The organism is uncultured Desulfovibrio sp. (assembly GCF_902477725.1).
In the GTDB taxonomy this organism is placed as follows: domain Bacteria; phylum Desulfobacterota; class Desulfovibrionia; order Desulfovibrionales; family Desulfovibrionaceae; genus Desulfovibrio.
In genome coordinates, this window is sequence record NZ_CABSIF010000010.1 from 52,219 (window position 1) to 67,067 (window position 14,849).

Annotated in this window: 24 protein-coding genes and 1 tRNA gene; 6 read left to right on the forward strand and 19 right to left on the reverse strand. The window is 55.4% G+C overall.

Features of this window, described 5'->3' with window-relative positions:
• Positions 1-181: 181 nt before the first annotated feature.
• The 19 genes from RDK48_RS10520 to RDK48_RS10610 all read right to left on the reverse strand — a co-directional run bounded on the left by RDK48_RS10520 (position 182) and on the right by RDK48_RS10610 (position 12,010).
• Entirely contained in the window at positions 182-364 is a 183-nt protein-coding gene (locus RDK48_RS10520; RefSeq protein ID WP_298997161.1) for a hypothetical protein, read from the reverse strand.
• Positions 361-879, reverse strand: a complete 519-nt coding sequence (locus RDK48_RS10525; RefSeq protein ID WP_298997158.1) for a hypothetical protein — start codon at positions 877-879, stop codon at positions 361-363. The genes RDK48_RS10520 and RDK48_RS10525 overlap by 4 nt, the downstream gene beginning before the upstream one ends.
• Positions 872-1,243 (reverse strand): hypothetical protein, encoded by a 372-nt coding sequence (locus RDK48_RS10530; RefSeq protein ID WP_298997155.1) that lies wholly within the window; start codon positions 1,241-1,243, stop codon positions 872-874. The genes RDK48_RS10525 and RDK48_RS10530 overlap by 8 nt, the downstream gene beginning before the upstream one ends.
• The gene (locus tag RDK48_RS10535) at positions 1,231-1,521 is read right to left on the reverse strand and encodes a hypothetical protein (RefSeq protein ID WP_298997152.1); all 291 of its coding nucleotides are present in this window, start codon (positions 1,519-1,521) and stop codon (positions 1,231-1,233) included. Before RDK48_RS10535 ends, RDK48_RS10530 begins: the two co-directional genes overlap by 13 nt.
• On the reverse strand, positions 1,518-3,845 hold the full coding sequence (locus RDK48_RS10540) for a DNA methyltransferase (protein WP_298997148.1): 2,328 nt from the start codon (positions 3,843-3,845) through the stop codon (positions 1,518-1,520). Before RDK48_RS10540 ends, RDK48_RS10535 begins: the two co-directional genes overlap by 4 nt.
• Positions 3,846-4,240: 395 nt before the next feature.
• Positions 4,241-4,963, reverse strand: coding sequence for a hypothetical protein (locus RDK48_RS10545; protein ID WP_298997146.1), 723 nt, complete (start codon positions 4,961-4,963; stop codon positions 4,241-4,243).
• 18 nt (positions 4,964-4,981) lie between these two features.
• Positions 4,982-5,350 carry a hypothetical protein gene (locus RDK48_RS10550; RefSeq protein WP_298997144.1) on the reverse strand — a complete coding sequence of 123 codons (369 nt, stop codon included), beginning with the start codon at positions 5,348-5,350 and terminating at the stop codon, positions 4,982-4,984.
• A 93-nt stretch (positions 5,351-5,443) separates the two neighbouring features.
• Positions 5,444-6,403, reverse strand: coding sequence for a DUF1351 domain-containing protein (locus tag RDK48_RS10555; RefSeq protein WP_298997141.1), 960 nt, complete (start codon positions 6,401-6,403; stop codon positions 5,444-5,446).
• Between the two features lie 12 nt (positions 6,404-6,415).
• Entirely contained in the window at positions 6,416-6,868 is a 453-nt protein-coding gene (locus RDK48_RS10560; RefSeq protein WP_298997139.1) for a single-stranded DNA-binding protein, read from the reverse strand.
• A complete protein-coding gene (locus tag RDK48_RS10565; protein ID WP_298997136.1) occupies positions 6,868-7,527 on the reverse strand; it encodes an ERF family protein in 660 nt (219 codons plus the stop codon). The genes RDK48_RS10560 and RDK48_RS10565 overlap by 1 nt, the downstream gene beginning before the upstream one ends.
• Positions 7,528-7,656: 129 nt before the next feature.
• Entirely contained in the window at positions 7,657-7,908 is a 252-nt protein-coding gene (locus RDK48_RS10570) for a hypothetical protein (RefSeq protein ID WP_298997133.1), read from the reverse strand.
• Entirely contained in the window at positions 7,905-8,048 is a 144-nt protein-coding gene (locus RDK48_RS10575) for a hypothetical protein (protein ID WP_298997130.1), read from the reverse strand. Before RDK48_RS10575 ends, RDK48_RS10570 begins: the two co-directional genes overlap by 4 nt.
• A 97-nt stretch (positions 8,049-8,145) precedes the next feature.
• On the reverse strand, positions 8,146-8,457 hold the full coding sequence (locus RDK48_RS10580; protein WP_298997128.1) for a hypothetical protein: 312 nt from the start codon (positions 8,455-8,457) through the stop codon (positions 8,146-8,148).
• 21 nt (positions 8,458-8,478) lie between these two features.
• Positions 8,479-8,553, reverse strand: a tRNA-Pro gene (locus tag RDK48_RS10585).
• Between the two features lie 1,148 nt (positions 8,554-9,701).
• The gene (locus RDK48_RS10590; protein ID WP_298997125.1) at positions 9,702-9,854 is read right to left on the reverse strand and encodes a hypothetical protein; all 153 of its coding nucleotides are present in this window, start codon (positions 9,852-9,854) and stop codon (positions 9,702-9,704) included.
• Positions 9,851-9,988, reverse strand: a complete 138-nt coding sequence (locus RDK48_RS10595; RefSeq protein ID WP_298997122.1) for a hypothetical protein — start codon at positions 9,986-9,988, stop codon at positions 9,851-9,853. The genes RDK48_RS10590 and RDK48_RS10595 overlap by 4 nt, the downstream gene beginning before the upstream one ends.
• Positions 9,989-10,073: 85 nt before the next feature.
• Entirely contained in the window at positions 10,074-10,274 is a 201-nt protein-coding gene (locus RDK48_RS10600) for a hypothetical protein (RefSeq protein WP_298997121.1), read from the reverse strand.
• An 867-nt stretch (positions 10,275-11,141) separates the two neighbouring features.
• Positions 11,142-11,321, reverse strand: coding sequence for a hypothetical protein (locus RDK48_RS10605; RefSeq protein ID WP_298997119.1), 180 nt, complete (start codon positions 11,319-11,321; stop codon positions 11,142-11,144).
• Between the two features lie 62 nt (positions 11,322-11,383).
• On the reverse strand, positions 11,384-12,010 hold the full coding sequence (locus RDK48_RS10610; RefSeq protein ID WP_298997117.1) for a S24 family peptidase: 627 nt from the start codon (positions 12,008-12,010) through the stop codon (positions 11,384-11,386).
• A gap of 88 nt (positions 12,011-12,098) precedes the next feature.
• On the opposite strand from RDK48_RS10610, the gene RDK48_RS10615 reads away from it, so the two are divergent.
• The 6 genes from RDK48_RS10615 (at position 12,099) to RDK48_RS10640 (ending at position 14,711) form a co-directional block, all read left to right on the forward strand.
• A complete protein-coding gene (locus RDK48_RS10615) occupies positions 12,099-12,338 on the forward strand; it encodes a hypothetical protein (protein WP_298997115.1) in 240 nt (79 codons plus the stop codon).
• Between the two features lie 236 nt (positions 12,339-12,574).
• Entirely contained in the window at positions 12,575-13,054 is a 480-nt protein-coding gene (locus RDK48_RS10620; protein ID WP_298997112.1) for a phage regulatory CII family protein, read from the forward strand.
• A 2-nt stretch (positions 13,055-13,056) separates the two neighbouring features.
• Complete coding sequence (locus RDK48_RS10625) at positions 13,057-13,344, forward strand: hypothetical protein (protein ID WP_298997110.1); 288 nt, start codon at positions 13,057-13,059, stop codon at positions 13,342-13,344.
• Positions 13,344-13,688 carry a hypothetical protein gene (locus RDK48_RS10630; RefSeq protein ID WP_298997107.1) on the forward strand — a complete coding sequence of 115 codons (345 nt, stop codon included), beginning with the start codon at positions 13,344-13,346 and terminating at the stop codon, positions 13,686-13,688. Before RDK48_RS10625 ends, RDK48_RS10630 begins: the two co-directional genes overlap by 1 nt.
• A gap of 182 nt (positions 13,689-13,870) precedes the next feature.
• Complete coding sequence (locus tag RDK48_RS10635) at positions 13,871-14,449, forward strand: DNA cytosine methyltransferase (RefSeq protein ID WP_366125088.1); 579 nt, start codon at positions 13,871-13,873, stop codon at positions 14,447-14,449.
• On the forward strand, positions 14,439-14,711 hold the full coding sequence (locus RDK48_RS10640; protein WP_298997103.1) for a hypothetical protein: 273 nt from the start codon (positions 14,439-14,441) through the stop codon (positions 14,709-14,711). The genes RDK48_RS10635 and RDK48_RS10640 overlap by 11 nt, the downstream gene beginning before the upstream one ends.
• Positions 14,712-14,849: the final 138 nt, after the last annotated feature.

The window sequence follows — 14,849 nt, forward strand, 5'->3', positions numbered from 1 at the left end:
TCTCCTTTCTCTATTTTCTCTATGACATTTTCAGGGAACGAGAGCAGACGCGAGCCAGGCACGCGAACCGCCCCAAGCGCATGCTTATGTCTGTAAACCCATTTGACCGTCCGGCTCAAGCGTTCAGCTACCTGTTCGGCGGTAAGTTGCATATATCCTCCCTACGCCCGAGGCGCATTCATCACTTCACAAAATTCAGCACGAGGCCTACGGTCGCCGCACACGACAACCCGAAGACCCACCCGCAGAACAAATCTATCCGGCGCGCCAGGGCGCCCTGTTTATATGCTGCCCAAAACATGAGGCCAGAACCGCCAAGGCCGATGCCAATGGCAATAATTCCTATGGGGTCAATGGCGTTCATGCTGCTGCCTCCATCATTTGCGGCAGTTCTGGCGCGTCCCAATCCTCGCCATGCAGCCGCATGTAAAGGGCTGTGCCGTCCACGTCGCAGCCGGGAACCATCTGCATGAGCATTTGCCCAAGCGTCCAGGCGGTCATGTCGAGGTATACCCACTGCTGGCTCTTGCCGTAATCGGGACAAGTGCATTTGACGCCAAGCACATAGAGTATGCCCACCCATGCGAGGGCGGCCCATTGCCTCAAACGGGCATCGTGGTTCATGTGCTCGGTTTGCATGTAGGGCGCCAGCTTGATGCACACCGCGTCAAGTTCACGCTTTGCGCCTGCTGAAAGTCGCTTTGTTTTGGTGGCGTTGGCGCACTCGTCGCGCCAGCGCATGACCTTTTGCATCTGCTGTGCAAACTTGCTGCCGGGCATGACTGCGGGTTCAAGCACCTCAAGCGGGCCGGTCAGCGTAGTGAGGGCCAGCACGGCTCTTGTGTGCTGGCGGGCGAGCTCTTTTTGCTGGTTATCCATTGCGGGCCTCCAGAGCGTGACGCATATCTGCCAGCAGGCCGTCAAAGACTGCCTCGGCATCAGTAACGCTGTCCTCGTTAGATCCGTATTGCTCGTAGGCTGCCTGTGCCTCGCGCATGGCGTGTGCGGCATCCATGAGCCTTTGCAGGGCAAGCGCCGCGCCTGCGGCCTGGAACTGCCAGGCAATGATAGTGGACATGCGGGGCAGGGCATTGTGTGCCTTAATGGCATCTTCCTCTGACGCACAATAGCGCCCAGCATGCCCGCAGCCGCAATGCACGCTCCATTCTTCTGACGGCAATTCATGAACGACAATTAGGCATTCATCATCACCGCATTCAGGGCAGGGCATTATTTCTGGCATGGCTGGTGCTCCTTATTTTTCAAAGCCGTTGAGATAATCGCGCCAGTATGTTTCGGCTGTTTCACCTGATGGGCCTCGGCATTATACCGCTCCCTGTCTGAAACCGCCGTAATCAGGTCGCCTGCAAGTATATCCATGGCTCTTAGGATTGCCTTGCCGAGCTCAGGTGAAATGACCACGCCGGAATTAACCCGGGCGCGCACCGTTTTCAAAGCTGTCAGGGCATCGCCTGTGAGCCAGCCGTCAAGGAACTCGTCGTGCTCTCGTTGCATGATCATTCTCCAACCGCTTTTGAAGTTTTCATTTCACATAGGTCAAAAAGGCTCGGCATGCTCACCTGCTGTTCGGCCCCGCGCAGATATTTCACGCCGTCAGACCAATACCCGGCATTGAGTTCACAGCCGTATCCCTTGCGCCCGGCCATCACGGAACGATAGGGCACAGTCATGAGCCCGCCGAACGGGTCAAAAACGAGATCGCCGGGGTTGCTGTACCGGTTGATGATGCGGTCGACGATGTCGAACTGCAGGGGACAAACGTGCATCTGCCAGCCCTTTTGCGCTTGTTTTCCGTTTAGGGTCTGCATGCGCACGACATCATGCCAGCACCATTCTGAATGGCTTCCGGGGGCTAAGCTCATGAACTGTGAGGGCAGCGCGCCCTTTGCCTGTAGCCGCTCCCCGATGTGGACGTGCTCTTCGTAATCGTAAATGGATTCCAGGCTTGCCCTAGTGAAGTAGCTGGCCAGAACATCCGGCGTCAGCGTGGCCATTTCATCCGCGGTCATGAGGCGATCACCAGAACTGCGCCAGAACGCATGCGCGTCGATCTGCCAGCGCGCAAGGCTGTAATCGTCCTTTGGCTTATTGACCGGAACATCGGCGTAACCGCGTCCTCGATCGCTCTGCGGCTTGCGGAACAGCAGCACATATTCAGGGCTGCCAACACCCATCTTTGTGCCGTCCTTGCAGTTCTCGGTGTAGCCGAGGCGGTACGTTTGGTTGTTCTCCCGTACCACGTCCGTCACCACCGTAACCATGCCCATGAAGTCGAACCCGTGCCGCAGGTTGTGGAATATGGCCTCGGCATGGAACGGGCTAACAGTCGGCGCGCCAGCGCCCGTGACGTTGCCAAACAGGATTCTGTCCTTGACGTGGCATGCGTAAATGCGGCCCGGCTGAAGGATGCGCAAAAGCTCCGGCGTCAGAAAATCCATCTGCGCCCAGAAATGTGCGTTGTTGTCGGTATGGCCGAAGTCGTTGACCGACGGCGTGTATTCGTAATGGTTGGCAAATGGGATGCTGGTACAGATCAGACCAACAGAGTTTTCAGCCATGCGCCGGGTTTCCTCGACACAATCGTTATTAACGGCCGTCCAGTGCTGACCGCGCGCCTCAATGCGCTCAACGCCGATTGAGCGGCGAAGTTCTTCTTGCATCTGCGCGGCCGACAGACCGTATTTCTTTATTATTTCGCTCATTTTTTGCACCATTTCTTCATGTCGCGCCCACTTGGCTTGCAGTGCTTCCAGAACCTGGGCCTCGGCATCAGCGTAAATGATATGAATATGGCATTCCCGCTCTTGCAAAAAGCGGTAGATACGGTGGATGGCTTGTATGAAGTCGTTGAACTTGAAGCCAATGCCCAAGAAGATGGCCATGCGGCAATGACGCTGAAAATTACAGCCAGAACCTGATAGAATTGGCTTGCTGGCGAACAGCGGGAACTCGCCGTCGGAGAAGCCAACGACCCTGTTTTCTCGCTCGTCCAGATCCATGCTGCCGTGGATGTCGACCACGCTAGGAACTGCCTCCTTAATGGCGTGACGCTCGGCCTCCTGGTCATGCCAGATGATGCAATGCTCACCAGAATTGGCGTCGAGAATGGCCCGCATTTTATCTATGCGCGCCGGAAGGCTGTTCCGCTTCACGCGGCTAGCTGCCCGGAGATCCATGGCCGCGTTGTCCACAAGCTGGAGCTGTCCGCGCCTGTCACATGCATGCGCCGCGGCAGTGCTGACCTTGTGATAGTGCACATGCAGCTCTGGCAGGTCATAGCCATCATCGGAGTACCCGAGGTCTGACGGCTTCTGCAGGAACACGGCCCAAGAACTTACCCACAACCAGAACTCGCGCTCCATGTGAGGGTAAAGCGTGAGGTTGTTGGCCTGCGTGCTATCCCGCTTGAAAAAACGGGTCAGAGCCTGGCCTGTGTCCATGACGCCCAGAAACCCCGCATAGTGGATAAGCTCTTTGTAGCGGTTCGGGCTGGGGGTAGCCGTGGCCACCAAACGGTATTTTACGCTCTCAAACAGCGTGAGAAACGTCTGGTAAGTCAGGCTGCCAAAGGACCGCAGCACAGAAGCCTCATCGAGGGAGGCGGCGTTGAAGTGGTCGACGTGCAACCTACCGTCGCGCACGCTCTCATAGTTCGTGAGGTATAGGCCGGGACCTTTAAGCTCTTCATCACGGCGAATAAATGTAATGCTCAAATTCAACTTGGCGGCGTCGGCTTTAAATTCCTGACGCACGCCCAGGGGGGCAATAATTAGCTGGTTTCCGCCTTCGCGCTTGGCAATCTGGCGCATGCACTCAAGCTGCATGAAGGACTTCCCAAGGCCAAAAGCCGCGAATATTGCCCGCCTCCCGCCAAGTAACGCCCAACGCGTAATGTCACGCTGGTGCGGCTTCAGCATGGGACTAATGGCATCATCTGACACAGCAAATCCAGACGGCTTTGATACTGCCAGCTTTGCCTCAAGGAACGACCGATATCCCATACCCACCTCGCTAAAATAAAAAGCCGCCATAAGGCGGCATGTTTGCAGTTACGGCCCGCGTATGGCCCCACGGGCAGGGGTTGAGGTTGGCTACCGTGATTTGTTCATATATGGCTAAAATTTGCGGCATTATCGCCGCTTATGCACATTTTTCTGGTCACTCCACAATTCCCGCCTGCGTTCTCAGGCGCAGGCGGTCGTATGGGGTGAAGGGAGGTCTAGGCGATCACGTTCAGGCCGGGCACAGCCGCTTCAAGGAATGCCTTGATGTTCTTCATGGCTTCGCCGCGCCATGCGCCGCCGTCGGCTTCAACCAGCATAAATTCCATGCCGTCGTTATTTCTGGCGCGGAAGACGAACTTGCTTTCGGGCTGTTCCACTTCGACAAAGGTGCGGAACGGGCGGAGCTTGACGGGGTTGGGCATCACCACGTTTTCAACGCTGGCGATGCCCTTCTTGATGGTCACGGCCTGAGACACGCCATCATCAGCCTGAACGCCTTCGACCATCGTCTTGACGTTGGCGGTGTACTTCAACACAAGGCCGCGGTCTGTGGCCTTCATGGGGTCGTCAGGCTCCACAAAGCAGGATTGCAGCAGGATGTTGAAGGCCTCGGCATCCAGATATTTGTTGAGCGGGATTTGCAACTGTTGAAGCTCTGCGGCAATGAAAGCGGCACGGTCGCCAAAGTCGCCGAGCAAATTGGAATTGAGCGTGACCTTAGCCGGGCTCTCCACATGGCAGAGCAGGTTGCTCAATTCCAGACCATCCACGTTGGACTTGAGGTAATCCACAAGCCCGGTGAGTGTGGACACAGTGAGCTTTGCGGGCGTCGGGGTAGACACAGGTACAACGGCCTTGCTGGTGTAGTTGCGGTCGCCGATTTTAATCACGGTGGGGGCGGCATCGCCACGGATGGCATTGTAGAGTTCTTTCAGCATGTCGTTTCCTTCAAACGGTTAATTGTTGGTAGCAAACTTTGTGATCTTGCCGGTCATGGACGATTCAGCTCCGGGCAGAATGTTCTGCATGGGGTTTTCGCCGCTGGCCATTTCCGAAGCGCCAATTTCGCCAGTCATGGGGTTGGCCCCGATGTAGATGCTGGTTTCAATGGGGCTAGCTGGGCATACGGTCGAAGACGTGGCAACCAGAACTTCCGCCATGTTGCGCTGCTCATTCGGCTTGATGGTCATTTTCAGCGTGACCGTGCGCGTCTTCTTTGCCGGGGTGTTGGGGTCGGTGATGTTGGCAATGACCCGCGAAAGTTCATCCTGAAACCGTTCTACGGCTCCGCCCTGTGAAAGTGTGGCAACATTGAGTTCAAGCATTGCATTCTCCTGTAGATGCGTAGTGTTATAAAAATTATGCGCCCGCAGTGCAGAGAAACACCGCGGGCGCTTGGGCAGGGGGGTGAGGTGGGGTTAGGCGTGCGAAAAGGTCACAATGCCAATTTCACGCAGGGCATCAATGGCCCGCATCACATCGTTATGGCGGCTGGCGCTGTAGCTGACGCGCACATTCAGCACGCGGGTAATGTCGGCCTTATGTTCGGGTTGCGTTGCGGGCTGTGGCGCTTCCTGCTGAATGGGCTGTTCAACGGGTTCAGCCTCTACCGTCGGCGCAGGGTCAACGGGCTTGCGGCGTTCAGCCTCGGCTGCAAACCATTCATCGACCTGCGCCAGCGCGTTGTTAGTGTCCCATTCCAGCGAGAACAGGCGGGAGAACTTGGCAACGGGCAGATCAAAGCCGTAACGCTTCCCGGCACTCTCCACGGCCTGCTCGATCAGAAGAATGCGGTCTTGCCTTGCGCGTTCAAGCTGCTCTGCTTCCATAAGCCTGGTCTTTTCACGCAGGGCGATGTTTTCAACCTCGGCGCGGATGTCCTTATCTTTTGCAGACTTGTTCAGCCATCGCTCGTCAATATCGATTGCCAAGCCGTCCAGCTTGGCAGGCTCCAGCACTTCGTCAATGATGGCCTGCACTTTTGCTCTCCGCGATTCGCGCTGTTTTTGCTCAAATGCCTTTACTTGGGCATCGAGTTTGCCGCGCCCGTCAATGATGCGCTGGACTGCGCCCTTCACCTGCGCCTCAAATTCTCTGACCGGTGCGCTGATTTGTCCGGCAATGTCCTTGCGGGCCGCTTCAAGCTTGTCTTTGACCTTATTCAGCGCGGACATTTCGGACTTGATTCCTGCAAGCTCACCTTCTCCGACGACACGCCCTTCATATGGTTTAAGCACCGCATCCACGGCGGCGTTCAGGACGTCCACGTCAAAGGTGATAACCAAAGGTGTTGCCGTAACCTTGAGGTCGAAAAGAGCAAGGCCGCCATCCTGGGGGACAGCGGCCTGTGCGGTGGTGTCTATAATTTCTTGTTGCATTTCATATCCTTATCAGAACGGTATATCATCCATGTTGGATGCTTCGGACGGCCTTGCCTGTTGCGAATTACCGCGCGGTGCTGCCTGCTGCCTTGATTGCTGCTGCGGCTGCTCTGAGCCGCCCTGGTTGTCACCCTTGCGGTCAAGGAACTGCACGCGCTCGGCCTTGATCTCAGTTGTGTAGCGGTCTTGACCCTGCTGGTCTTGCCACTTGCGCGTTGTCAGGCTGCCCTCGACGTAGACAAGGCTTCCCTTGGCAAGGTAGTTCGCGCAGTTTTCGGCCTGCTTTTGGAAGCAGGTTATGCGATGCCACTCTGTGCGCTCGACCTTGTTGCCGTCTCGGTCAGTGTAGGATTCGTCGGTGGCCGCTTGAAGCGTACATACAGGCGTGCCGGACTGCGTGTATCGCAATTCAGGGTCACGCCCCAGACGCCCAATGAGCATCACTCGGTTAAGGCTTGCCATTATGCGGCCTCCCTGCTCTTATTCAGCACTTCAATCATTTCAGAAATTTCACTCTTGGTAAGCTCGTTTGAGCTGGTAATCTTGCGCCCAAAATACGATGAAAGGTCGTCAAGAATGGCTGGCCTGTTGCCCTTATGCTTCTGATTCATAAGGGTTTGAAACATTTTCATTTGCGGGTCGCTTGGCGGGCTTGGGTTGTTAGCCTTGGCAGCGGCACGATCTTTTTCAATCTGAGCTTTGTTGTTTCTCCCCTGAGCACTGTTACCGTCATCGTCTTCATCCGCGACAACGCCAAGTATTGCAGACAGGCTGTAACGGCGGGCGTAGGTAATTGCGCTCCCCATTCCCTGTGCACCACCCTGCCGATCAAGGGGCATCACGCACTCGCTGGCAAACCACTGGCCAGACTTGTGGGCCAATATCGTGCGAACGTGGGCGCGTGTCCCGTCTGTGGGCAACATGGTCTGCACCACACATAGCCCATGTTTTGGAAGAACTTCGCGAACCGCGTCATATATCGCGGATATGTTCGCATACTTGTTCTTGAGGTGCGGGTTGATGGCATTCTTTTCAGCCGGGTTGATCTCCGCCTGGGCTATAGAAAGAGCCTCCGCGATCTCCCCAATTTCCGCACTCTGTAAATCCTTCAATTCGCACATCGTACCCTCCAAACAAAAAAGTCCCTCTCACGGGGCCAACGTAATTATCATCAGGCGTCACCGGGCAGTGGTCAGCCTGCGCACACCCCGGCCCCGCCGTGGGGCAGTCTGCGACATGGCGGCACATGGCTACCTCCTCGGCGCTTGCTGCGCACCACTGCGGCGCTGATTGTTGTCCATGCGGCATGCCCAGCACAGTGACCGGCCCGGCTCGGCAGGCTCATTACGGCACCGCTGGCATATGCCGCGCTCTTTGCACCATGCCTGCGTGTCTGCGTAGTAGGCCCGCATGTAGCGGCGTTGTTTGTCGCGGCGCTGGGACATGGAGACGTCAACATGGGCGCATGCCGTGCGTATGTCCGTGCGGGTTACGCTGGTCATGCTGCCCCCCTTGCCGCCAGAACTTCGCGGCCCCACTCTGCCCACGTCCAGCACAGCACGATGCCGAGCCGCGTTGTCAGCTTGAGAGGCTTTAACAAGCGGCGTTCACGCAGCTCCAGACGAAATTGCTTCACGGACATAACCACGCCTCCATGCTCTGAAAGATTATCAGCAGGCCAATGACGATCACCGCGCCGCTCCAACCGGGCCAGCTATGTGCAGGGCTGATTGCTCTGTTCATGCGACCCTCCGCAGGCTGTCAGGGCAGTCAATTCCGGGGGTCACACCGTTGTAGGCCGCCATGTCCTCGATCTGCTCGGGATGATATTTGGCCGCGATATGTACCACGGCAGCAAGCATGCCCTGATCTGCGCATTCCTTGGCGTGCGCTTCTGCCTCTTTCTGACTGCGGCAGGTTGTCCACTCTCCATCATCCGTAAAGACGTGCCAGCCTTCGGGCAGTTCGTTCATGATGTTGTGGAGTCGGCTAACCTCGTATTGCGCGAGGGTGAGCTGACGGCGTGCTTCTGATTCTGTGATCTTACTCATGGCGTACCCTCTCTATAAATTTGGTCTGAGCGGCGGGGATTGAACCCGCGACCCCCTGCGCCCAAGGCAGGTGCGCTACCGCTGCGCCACGCTCAGTTGTTTGGGCCTTGTGGATGCCGTGGGCAAACCGGGTAGCGGCGTAAAGGTATAATCCCTCGCTGTTGTGCTACTTTGCCCACGGCCCACAATTCCCAACGTGTTAAGCCTTGTGGTGGATGGTGGATAGGTGCCGAACCTCTATTCCATCTAGCCTGTGGCCAGCAGGGGCGATGCCCGCTCCGCGCGCCACCATCCAACACAATTCCCAAAAGTTAAGCCTTGCGGATGGATGGTGCGAGTGCGCTTGCAAGTTACCCAGCGGCTGCGACTCGAACGCAGCATCTGTCCCGGTCAGGGAAGAGATTACCGTTCTCCCACGCTGGCACGTCACGCTCACACCATCCCCACAATTCCCAACGAAAAAGCCGGGAGCGTTTTGTAACTGCGCTCCCGGCACGTCACAGGAAAAGGAGGAATTATTGACTCCGATTTACCCACCGGGCGGGCAGAACACGCCGAACATCTTGTGGCGCATGGCGTCCTCACGCTGTTGAGGTTTGGACAAACACAATTGAACGCATGTGACGCTTAAGGCTGGTGGCGCAGGGCCGGTGGCGCAGGGCCGGTGGTCAGATCATATAATGTTTTTCGGTGCGAACGATGGATTTCATGTCCATGCTCCTGTGTGTTGGCAGCTACCATGCTGCGCAGTTGGTTTGTTTGAGAACAATCATTTCTCGCCCCTACCAACTAGCAAACACGCTCTGGAAGCGTGCGCCGATCGGTTGCGCCATCGGTGGTTGATGTGGCGTATGTGGGGCGGTTTCTCCCGTCGTTGCTGGCGTGTAGTCTACCCTCGCCGTTTCAACAAGGGATATCAGGGCAGGCAGGATATGCTGCATGCGCCCTCCCGTTTGTGGGTAATGAAAAACCCCGGCGAATGTCGGGGTTGGTGGGTTGGACCATCTGTTCTACTTAGGATCTTTTGGGAAACATGAAATACCCTTGGCATTTCCAGCAGTCACAATACATGTGACATGTGGTGAAGATGCAGGGGTGAATTCGTAAAACCAGATGCTTTCTCGTGGTAAGACATATCGCGCAGTCACTTCTATTTCTGTATAGTTGCTGCTTCCCACAGGATCACTGCACCCCAAGGCTAGAGCCGCAACCAAGGCAACAACGGATAGTCGCATAAGCCCTCCCTAGGCCGTGAAGATGTAAAATGTTTTACCGTTTTCGTCAGCCTCGGCAGAAACTGTGTTGTACACATAGTCGTCATGGTTCTCCGACATTATTTCTACCTCCGCATCATCCGGCACGCCTTCCAGGTCCTTGCGCAGTTCACCGACGGTCATGACAGAACAACCTCCTCGCACAATTTTACTTCTTCAACTTCGTCAACGGCGGTACGCTTATTGCCAATACTCATGGTCACTTCATAGCCCTGAGGAAGTTCTTCAAGCTTCACAATCAACTCGCTAACAGTCATCGTCCCACCTCCATAAAAATAAAGGCCGCTCCCCGATGGAACGGCCCCAGCGACGCGACATAGACACAGAACGCGGCGCAAATCTTTAAACACCGAGCTTATCAGCAATCTTGCGGCAGTCCATGCACCCATGCGCGATCTCTGCCGGGATGTCGCAATTGCCGCTTGATTTTTCCATAAGGCCAATCTGAAGCTTTCTAAGTACAGAAAATTTCCTTACGGAAAAAATGTTGTGCTCTCTGAGGTGCTTGCGCTCCTCTTTGGTCAGCTTGTCTTGCCAGCGCATATGCACCTCCTAAAATTTAAAACAGCACGGGCCGGGATTTGCACCCGACATGGAGATATCAACGGTCAGCCGACACCCATCAGATGGGGACTATGGATTTAACATTATCGTTGTTTATCGGGGCTGTCGGCGTTGAGCTGTTTACTCGGCTTCTCTTCGTACCGACCTCGCGCAATCCCCGCTCCTTAACCATGACTAGCGTCTACCTATTCCGCCACCGTGCTGAACAACCTCTCCATCACCGCCAACGACCTTTTTGCTGATGGTAGCAATATGGTCGCTGGCAGGGGGAAAAGATTCTGTTGTAACCATCTAAACTTATTTGCATACCATTTTCAGGACTTGCCGAAAATGGTTGTTTCACGGCCCGCTCTTTACGTCGTAGCCATGAGGGTTTGTTGGTCGGCTCACCCTAACCGTCGCTCCGGTGCGCTTGTGCGCTGCGGCCTTACTTTCAGCACGCTTTTCCGTCCACGCCCCTTCCGCACCGGGCCAGTTCCCCTTTTCCGAGCTTCTCTCGCGGTTTCCTACTGATCCACCGTGCCGCATGGGCCGTGTGTCGTTCGGGCCTCTGGAATCCTGCTCAATCCGCGCTCCCCGGTTCCGGCATCTGGCTACTTTCGCCCGTGGGCTTGTTTCGCCACCGTCCCCGTCTCGCAAAATCAGTGTCTCAAAACAGAGACGAGTGGTCAAGACATTTGTTGCAATACAGAAACTAAATTTACAAAAAAAATTTACCCCCAGAGACGAAGACAATAAAAAAATACTAAAATCTGAGGCTGAACTAACTAAAAAAAAGCCCCCGCTGACTACTGCGGGGGCTTACATTTTCACAAACTGCGAGTTTGCGAATTGTATAGCTTATTTTTATCCCTCATGGATCTCAATCTGAACCTTTATCATTTCCCGATAAACTGAAGCAATATTCGAAGAGGATGTCCCGTTCATGCCAGCAGAAGCAAAGGCTTCAGCAATTTTTGCCGCATTTTTTTCCAACACTTCAATTTCTAACCCTAACTGTTCAGCTTTGTCAGCAAGAGACGTCATATTAATCCTCCAAATGTGACAATGTGTTTTTATGAAAATTCCACTTATGCCAATATGCCTGCCTACAAAACGCGCCCAAACCAGCGCACACGCCCATAAACGCGGAATGTTTCCATTTCATCGCCCTGCACGGAAAGTGGCGCGTACCGTTCGTTGATCGAGCATATATTCCAGCCATTAGGTATTTTTTGCAGAACCTTAACCATTAACTCTTCGCCAAGGCCAACAAGAAAAATGCGCCCGTCCTGTGGCGTTTTGTCATTCTGGTCAATCAAGATGGTGTCGCCTTCCTTAATAAGAGGCTCCATGCTGTCACCGCGCACCACCATCATGACGGAGTTTTTACCGTTGATGTGTTCGCGCTTCAAAAATTCGTTTCTGAATGCATAGAATCCTGCGACATCGCCATTCGTTTCAAGACTTGCCCCTGCACCAGCTACAGCTTTGACCTTTGGGATCATGACGTAATCGTCAAGCTCTTCACCCGGGAATGAAATCTGGGCATTGATTTTGTCCAGCCACTCGCACAGGACGTCCGGCGCAGGCAATGACGGATCTTCGTCGTCAAGCGCCCGGTAAATTGTCGCTTTTTTAGCGTCAAGAAACCGCATCAGATTGGCCTTTCCTCCAATCCGCTCGGCATACTTCCTCAGTCCACTGGCAATTTCATCGTAGGTACTCATAATCATATTATCTGCCTTGGTTGTTCCAAAACTGCAACATATTTTTTTGAGATTTTGACTTGCCAATTTGTTCCCAAATTGAGACAATCAGTCCATGAAATATGACATTTTTATTCAATCATACCTCAAGTCGTCTGGGGAGCCTGTTGGAAAGTTCGCTGAACGTGCTGGCGTCCACCGCTCTTCCGTCTACCGCGCAATGGATGGTCAGCCCATCATGTTTCCGCTGGTGAAGAGCATGGTTGAAGCCGCTGGCGGCTCATTTGAAATCATTGAGCTGACAACACCGCCTGCCACGTCACCCGCACCCGTGTCGGCCCAGCCAGCGCCGTAACGATAGCTGCGGCGTGGCCCACGGCCCGCTCTACTGCCGCGTCTGCGCCCATGTCTGCCGGATAGCTCCGGTACAGCGGCGAGGACAGCAGAGGCGACAGGACAGTGACCAGCAGGCGATTGCGCTTGGGTGAAATGTAGGCACGGAAGGAAAGGGTGGGGGCTGGTTCTGGCATGTAGTCAGAATACAGAACCTTGCAAGGCTCACAATAGACCAATTTTAGAAGGCTTTGACCTATGCAATCGATAAATCTCAGGCACGCCACGTTTAATCAGGTTCTGGCTTACGCCAAGATGCTCTCTGGCCTGACCAATGCCGAAATTTCCGAGAAGTCCGGCATATCCCCGGCCAATGTCGCCAAGTATTTCAAAGAGAACGAAGCCTATTACCCTAACCCTTGCAACATACCCGCCCTGTGCTGCGCCCTTGGCAACCGCATCATTCTGGATTGGCAGCTTGCCCAGGTCGAGGAACTTTGCCCGCAGGAGCCAATCTCAGGGGCAAGGGGGCTTTCTGACGCAGCTATGTCCATTGCCGACCTTGTGGGTCAGTTCTGCGCAGAAACGCGGGAACAGGTGGCCGACAATCAGGTTTCACAGCATGAGGCAAAGCAGAGCCAAGCCAAGATCGCCAGCATGGAAAGGGCCTTGGCATCCATTCGCATTTCCCTTGAACCGCTGGCCAGTGGAAAAATTACAGACAACGGGGAGGCATAGCCATGGACACCCGCACGAAACAAAAACACCTGCGCGCCGTACGCCTGCTGATGCACGCGCTGGAAGGCCATCGCAGCAGCTTGCCCGCAGGGAAGCCGATCAACGCTGTGCTGTCCGAGGGCATGGCCGCAGCTCAAGCCCTTGGCTTTGACCTCATGGCCGGGGAAGCTCGGGCCGTCGCTGGTCGTGCTGTCGTCGTTGGCCGTGGGGTTGAGGCGCTGTACTCCGGCCCGGCATACCTGCCGCCATCCTGCGGCATAGAGCGCAGCCTGCCCAATGGTGACGCGTAATGTGCGGGCGCAAATGGACAGAGGACGAAGTCGCCTTTCTGCGGGCCAATTACCCGGCGCAATCAGCCTACTGGTGTGCGCAACAGCTCGGGCGAGGGAAAAGCAGCGTGGCGGTAAAAATCAGTGGTTTAAAGCTGCTGCCTAAGAAGCCGCGCCCGCCCAAGGTTGAGCGCGAAGACCCCGAACTTGGCCCGGTAGATCCGCCGCTGGCTAACCGCTGCGTGGACTGCGGCAGAGTGTCGAGCACTCGGCGTTGCCCTGTGTGCCAGGCAAGATATCTGGAGAGGTACAACGGCGAATGCTGGGGGCCGACGTATGACGAAACTTATGGAGTGGCGCAGTAGTGGCCGCCTACTACAACGAAATCGACCCGTTTGCCGCCGCATGGCTGCGGGAACTCATCAAGGCTGGCCATATTGCGCCGGGTGAGGTTGATACGAGGAGCATTGCCGATGTTGTGCCAAGCGACCTTGCCGGGTTTGCCCAATGCCATTTTTTCGCCGGCATCGGCGTTTGGAGCTACGCCATGCGCCAAGCTGGATGGTCAGACGACAGACCAGTTTGGACAGGGAGTTGCCCCTGCCAGCCTTTCAGCACGGCAGGCGATGGAAAAGGGTTTGCTGACGAGCGGCACCTGTGGCCTGCGTTTTTCCACCTCATTAGCCAGTGCCGCCCTACAGTCTGCTTTGGAGAACAAGTTGCGAAAAAGCGTGGACTTAGATGGTTCGACCTTGTTCGATCTGACCTGGAGTGTTCGGGTTACGCCTGTGGGGGTGTTGTTACCTGCGCTGCTGGCTTCGGTGCGCCACATATCAGGGAAAGGATCTATTGGTGCGCCACCGACATTGGCGGCACGAGATCATCGCGGACGCATGAGCATGGAAAATCTGCGTCGGAGAGAGACAATGTCGAAACGTGGCGTGAATTTGCAAGAATTCATGCAACGCAAAGTTGGGCATCCTGGGTATCTCAATCCGGAGCTGGCCCGCTTGTGGATGGGGCTACCGCAAGAGTGGGACGAGTGCGCGGTTACGGCAATGGACTCAATGTCGAACAAGCAATCCCGTTCATAAAAGCGTTCATGGAGGTTCAGAATGGCCAGTAAAACACCCGATGGATTTCGCGCAGTCCGATACTGCGACTCGCAGCGGATCTACTACGTCACCGAGCAGGCAGAGGACGGCTGGTTCAAGGCCACCAGCGACGACGGCAAGGTGAAGCTTTTGGTCGAGCCGAAGGCTTTCAAGGTCACATTCTGCCGTGAGCACAACCCATCCATACCGCCAGCGGTGTGCGCAAGGTTTGAGGGCAAGCCAACGTTTTCGGAGTGGTGGGCAGCCAAGGTGCAAAAGGAGAGCGCGGCATGAAGAAGAAAGACGCAAAGCTGCTGCTGTGGATGCTGGTGTTCGTACAGTTTTGGAATGGGCGCAAGACATAAGAAAAGCCCCTGGCAGAAACAGGGGCTAACAGGAAATGAACCGCATTAATGTGATGGAGTGATTATG

Excerpts from the sequence above, each read along its gene's own strand:
- RDK48_RS10545 (WP_298997146.1), bottom strand. The coding sequence starts at position 4,963 with ATGCTGAAAGAACTCTACAATGCCATCCGTGGCGATGCCGCCCCCACC.
- RDK48_RS10640 (WP_298997103.1), top strand. The coding sequence starts at position 14,439 with ATGGCCAGTAAAACACCCGATGGATTTCGCGCAGTCCGATACTGCGAC.
- RDK48_RS10535 (WP_298997152.1), bottom strand. The coding sequence starts at position 1,521 with ATGATCATGCAACGAGAGCACGACGAGTTCCTTGACGGCTGGCTCACA.
- RDK48_RS10615 (WP_298997115.1), top strand. The coding sequence starts at position 12,099 with ATGAAATATGACATTTTTATTCAATCATACCTCAAGTCGTCTGGGGAG.
- RDK48_RS10570 (WP_298997133.1), bottom strand. The coding sequence starts at position 7,908 with ATGACCAGCGTAACCCGCACGGACATACGCACGGCATGCGCCCATGTT.
- RDK48_RS10590 (WP_298997125.1), bottom strand. The coding sequence starts at position 9,854 with ATGACCGTCGGTGAACTGCGCAAGGACCTGGAAGGCGTGCCGGATGAT.
- RDK48_RS10560 (WP_298997139.1), bottom strand. The coding sequence starts at position 6,868 with ATGGCAAGCCTTAACCGAGTGATGCTCATTGGGCGTCTGGGGCGTGAC.
- RDK48_RS10555 (WP_298997141.1), bottom strand. The coding sequence starts at position 6,403 with ATGCAACAAGAAATTATAGACACCACCGCACAGGCCGCTGTCCCCCAG.
- RDK48_RS10605 (WP_298997119.1), bottom strand. The coding sequence starts at position 11,321 with ATGACGTCTCTTGCTGACAAAGCTGAACAGTTAGGGTTAGAAATTGAA.
- RDK48_RS10575 (WP_298997130.1), bottom strand. The coding sequence starts at position 8,048 with ATGTCCGTGAAGCAATTTCGTCTGGAGCTGCGTGAACGCCGCTTGTTA.
- RDK48_RS10540 (WP_298997148.1), bottom strand. The coding sequence starts at position 3,845 with ATGCAGCTTGAGTGCATGCGCCAGATTGCCAAGCGCGAAGGCGGAAAC.
- RDK48_RS10600 (WP_298997121.1), bottom strand. The coding sequence starts at position 10,274 with ATGCGCTGGCAAGACAAGCTGACCAAAGAGGAGCGCAAGCACCTCAGA.
- RDK48_RS10550 (WP_298997144.1), bottom strand. The coding sequence starts at position 5,350 with ATGCTTGAACTCAATGTTGCCACACTTTCACAGGGCGGAGCCGTAGAA.
- RDK48_RS10610 (WP_298997117.1), bottom strand. The coding sequence starts at position 12,010 with ATGATTATGAGTACCTACGATGAAATTGCCAGTGGACTGAGGAAGTAT.
- RDK48_RS10620 (WP_298997112.1), top strand. The coding sequence starts at position 12,575 with ATGCAATCGATAAATCTCAGGCACGCCACGTTTAATCAGGTTCTGGCT.
- RDK48_RS10635 (WP_366125088.1), top strand. The coding sequence starts at position 13,871 with ATGCGCCAAGCTGGATGGTCAGACGACAGACCAGTTTGGACAGGGAGT.
- RDK48_RS10595 (WP_298997122.1), bottom strand. The coding sequence starts at position 9,988 with ATGACTGTTAGCGAGTTGATTGTGAAGCTTGAAGAACTTCCTCAGGGC.
- RDK48_RS10580 (WP_298997128.1), bottom strand. The coding sequence starts at position 8,457 with ATGAGTAAGATCACAGAATCAGAAGCACGCCGTCAGCTCACCCTCGCG.
- RDK48_RS10630 (WP_298997107.1), top strand. The coding sequence starts at position 13,344 with ATGTGCGGGCGCAAATGGACAGAGGACGAAGTCGCCTTTCTGCGGGCC.
- RDK48_RS10625 (WP_298997110.1), top strand. The coding sequence starts at position 13,057 with ATGGACACCCGCACGAAACAAAAACACCTGCGCGCCGTACGCCTGCTG.
- RDK48_RS10525 (WP_298997158.1), bottom strand. The coding sequence starts at position 879 with ATGGATAACCAGCAAAAAGAGCTCGCCCGCCAGCACACAAGAGCCGTG.
- RDK48_RS10530 (WP_298997155.1), bottom strand. The coding sequence starts at position 1,243 with ATGCCAGAAATAATGCCCTGCCCTGAATGCGGTGATGATGAATGCCTA.
- RDK48_RS10520 (WP_298997161.1), bottom strand. The coding sequence starts at position 364 with ATGAACGCCATTGACCCCATAGGAATTATTGCCATTGGCATCGGCCTT.
- RDK48_RS10565 (WP_298997136.1), bottom strand. The coding sequence starts at position 7,527 with ATGTGCGAATTGAAGGATTTACAGAGTGCGGAAATTGGGGAGATCGCG.